Consider the following 3,460-nt stretch of genomic DNA (forward strand, 5'->3'; position numbering starts at 1 on the left):
GCAGCAGATAGGGGAGGAGGGGAGGGATGCGCTCATTCCGGGAACGTAGCAGGAAACTTTGCTATAGGCAAGTTTTCCTAATTCATCTTGCGGTGCTTTTCGTCAGCTCTGCCTATCGACCCAGCTAAAATACGGGAAAATAGCTGTATCTTGACAAAATTTAGGAAAATCCGAAGACTCTCGGAACGATGCCGGTGTGGAATGTATGACTGAAGAATTCAGAATGAAAATCAGGTATTCGGGAGGTGATGCAGATGATCACCACCTGGATATGTATGAAGCTTCTACATCTTTGCAGGGGTTCGCTCGCGCCCTTCAGTTGTGCGTCCACCTCTACGTAAACGAAGAGGTCGTTTCGAGAGCGACTGCACTTAAGAAGGCAAAAATCTGGATTGAGCCTCCTAAAAGGGGCAGCGTACTATTTGACCTTATAACGATCATTGAAAGTTACCCAGGCACAGCCGGTGTCATCGCTGCCGTTGGTACGACGGGCGCCGCACCTTTTTATCGTTTTATGCAAATGGCGTTGAAGAAGGCCTCTGGGTATGACGATGACGCCCAGAGTGACAAGCTCGCAACTCGCCTTGCGACGAAATACGAACCGCACTTTGATAAATTGTCGGAAGTTCTAGAAGGGCCACTCCAAAAAGCTCACGCCCCAGTCGGAAAAGGCGTGCCCCAAATTACCTTGGAAAGACCGCGATCCTCACTTGTTGTTTTTAATTCGACTACAAAAGCGTGGGTGAATACACGTACAACCTCGAGGTCTCCAAATGGAGAATTGGGGAATGTTACTAGATATAATGCCATAACAAGCAATGGCCGAGCATTCATAGAAAATTTGGGGAAAATAGTTCCGTTTAGTTTGGCTGAAAATTTTCCGGAGGATAAGAAGGCTTATCTGACATGGTCTCTGCATGGCAGTACTACTGGTGGAGAAAAAGAGCTGCGATTCAGTTTAAGGTGGATTAAATCGGCAAGAGATGAAGTGAAAAGGGTTATTTTGATCGATTGCGATTACGGGTAGAAAATATCATTTTGGTATTCAAAGTTTTTTGTTTTCATTGCTGCGGATATCGTTGCGTAGCACCGTGGCTTATACAATGAATTTGATCGATACCAGAAAATAGGCGCGAGACCTCCCGGTCCCGCGCCCACCAACTCTCCGAACTGAACCGCCCGTTCAAGCCGTCGCAAAAACCCCAGCGATGCTCTCGAACAGCGGAAGCCCGTCCGTCCCGCCCATCAGCGGGTCCACCAGGTCTTCCGGGTGGGGCATCATGCCCAGGATGCGGCGGTTCTCGCTCAGGATGCCGGCGACGTTGTCGATGGCGCCGTTGCGGTTGGCCTCCGCGGTCGCCTCGCCCTCGGCGGTGACATAGCGGAAGGCGACGCGGTCCTCGCCCTGCAGCCGCGCCAGCGTCTCGGCATCACAGAAAAAATTACCGTCGCCATGGGCCATCGGCGCCCGGTAGGTTTCGGCCTGCTGCCAGCGGCTGGTGTAGGGGCTGTTCGTCGTCTCGACGCGCAGGTGGCAGTCCATCGACAGGAAGCGCAGCCCGGCGTTGCGCAGCAGGGCGCCCGGCAGCAGCCCGGCCTCGGTCAGCACCTGGAAGCCGTTGCAGACGCCCAGGATATGGCCGCCCTTGGCCGCGAACTCGGCGACGGCGGGCATGATCGGCGAGCGCGCCGCCATGGCGCCGCAGCGCAGGTAGTCGCCATGCGAGAAGCCGCCGGGCAGCACCACCAGGTCGGTGCCGGCGGGCAGGGCGGTTTCCTGGTGGAACAGGATGGTCGGCTTCTTCCCCGTCGCCTTCTGCAGCGCGATGGCCATGTCGCGCTCGCGGTTGGTGCCGGGGAAGAGGAGGATGACGGCGTTCATGCGGCGGCCTCGGCGGCGAGAGGGGGAAGCGGGCGGGTCACTGCAGCCAGACCTTGATCCAGTGCAGCCCGCCCATCAGCAGGATGGTGACGACGGAGGCGATGGCGGCGGCGGTGATCCACAGGTCGATCCCGGCCTTGCCGCGGGCCAGCAGCCCCGGGCGGGCGCTGGCCCGGCGGCCGCGCGGCGGCGCGGGGGCGGCGCGGGCCGCGGCCAGGCGGGTGGCCTCCAGCCGGCCCTGGCGCCAGCGCAGCCCCATGCCGACCATGATGGTCAGCAGCAGCATGATCAGCAGCGAGGCCTTGATCACGGCGGCGGGGCTTCCTGGCGAGGGCGCGCGGGCTCAGGCCAGCTCGATGCGGAAGCTTTCGATCACCGTGTTGGCCAGCAGCTTGCGGGCCATGGCCTCGGCGGCCGCGCGGGCGGCGGCCGGGTCGGTCTCGGCCAGCTCCAGCTCGATGATCTTGCCGGTGCGGACCTCGCCCACGCCGCCGAAGCCGAGCGTGCCGAGGGCATGCTCGATGGCCTTGCCCTGGGGGTCGAGCACGCCGGCCTTGGGCATGACGGTGACGATGGCCTTCATTTTCTGCTCCGGGCGGGCGTTGGGATGGTTCGGGGCGGCGGTCACTGCATGATCTCCGGGCCCTTCATGTCGCGGACGCCGGCCTCGGGCAGGATGCCGAGGCGACGGGCAACTTCCTGGTAGCCTTCCTCGACCTTGCCGAGGTCGCGGCGGAAGCGGTCCTTGTCCATCTTCTCGCCGGTCTTGACGTCCCAGAGGCGGCAATTGTCCGGGCTGATCTCGTCGGCCAGCACGATGCGCATCTCGTCGTTCTCGTAGAGGCGGCCGAATTCCAGCTTGAAGTCGACCAGGACGATGCCGACGCCGAGGAACAGGCCGCAGAGGAAGTCGTTGATGCGCAGCGTCAGGGCGACCATGTCGTCCAGGTCCTGGGTCGAGGCCCAGCCGAAGCAGGTGATGTGCTCCTCGGAGACCATCGGGTCCTGCAGCGCGTCATTCTTATAGTAGTATTCGACGATCGAGCGCGGCAGGCGGGTGCCTTCCTGCAGCCCGAGCCGGGTCGCCAGCGACCCGGCCGCGACATTGCGCACCACGACCTCGAGCGGGATGATCTCCACCTCGCGGATCAGCTGCTCGCGCATGTTCAGGCGGCGGATGAAATGGGTCGGCACGCCGATCTCGGACAGCCGCGTCATCAGGTATTCGCTGATGCGGTTGTTCAGCACGCCCTTGCCGGTGATGATGCCCTTCTTGGTGCCGTTGCCGGCGGTGGCGTCATCCTTGAAGTACTGGACCAGGGTGCCGGGCTCGGGGCCTTCGAACAGGACCTTGGCCTTACCTTCAAAGAGTTGTCGGCGACGCGCCATGATCCAGGAATCCCTCTGGCCGCCGGAGCGGGGGCCGGCGGCGTACGGGGGCCGTATAGCAGGGGGGCCAGCGCCTCGCCACCGCCGATGGCTGCAAGGCGCCTATGCCGGGAGGGGGATCAGCCGTCGATGGTGACCCCGGTCAGGCGCACCAGCTCGGTCCAGCGGGCGACCTCCTCGCGCTGGAAG

Annotated in this window: 5 protein-coding genes; 1 reads left to right on the top strand and 4 read right to left on the bottom strand. The window is 61.8% G+C overall.

The window, feature by feature from the left end; all coding sequences use genetic code 11:
- Positions 1 to 205 precede the first annotated feature (205 nt).
- Entirely contained in the window at positions 206 to 1,027 is an 822-nt protein-coding gene (locus tag GVN67_RS28475) for a hypothetical protein (RefSeq protein ID WP_160000676.1), read from the top strand.
- Positions 1,028 to 1,183: 156 nt separating this feature from the next.
- Here GVN67_RS28475 and purQ read toward each other — a convergent pair whose 3' ends face one another.
- From purQ to purC, 4 genes are read right to left on the bottom strand one after another with little or no spacing between them, the layout of a single operon-like run.
- On the bottom strand, positions 1,184 to 1,882 hold the full coding sequence (purQ, locus tag GVN67_RS28480) for a phosphoribosylformylglycinamidine synthase subunit PurQ (RefSeq protein WP_160000677.1): 699 nt from the start codon (positions 1,880 to 1,882) through the stop codon (positions 1,184 to 1,186).
- 37 nt (positions 1,883 to 1,919) lie between these two features.
- On the bottom strand, positions 1,920 to 2,192 hold the full coding sequence (locus GVN67_RS28485) for a hypothetical protein (RefSeq protein WP_160000678.1): 273 nt from the start codon (positions 2,190 to 2,192) through the stop codon (positions 1,920 to 1,922).
- Between the two features lie 33 nt (positions 2,193 to 2,225).
- Complete coding sequence (gene purS / locus GVN67_RS28490) at positions 2,226 to 2,465, bottom strand: phosphoribosylformylglycinamidine synthase subunit PurS (RefSeq protein ID WP_160000680.1); 240 nt, start codon at positions 2,463 to 2,465, stop codon at positions 2,226 to 2,228.
- A gap of 41 nt (positions 2,466 to 2,506) precedes the next feature.
- Entirely contained in the window at positions 2,507 to 3,271 is a 765-nt protein-coding gene (purC, locus tag GVN67_RS28495; RefSeq protein ID WP_160000679.1) for a phosphoribosylaminoimidazolesuccinocarboxamide synthase, read from the bottom strand.
- Between the last annotated feature and the right edge of the window lie 189 nt (positions 3,272 to 3,460).

This window comes from Roseomonas sp. 18066, from assembly GCF_902706185.1.
Classification (GTDB): Bacteria; Pseudomonadota; Alphaproteobacteria; order Acetobacterales; family Acetobacteraceae; genus Pseudoroseomonas.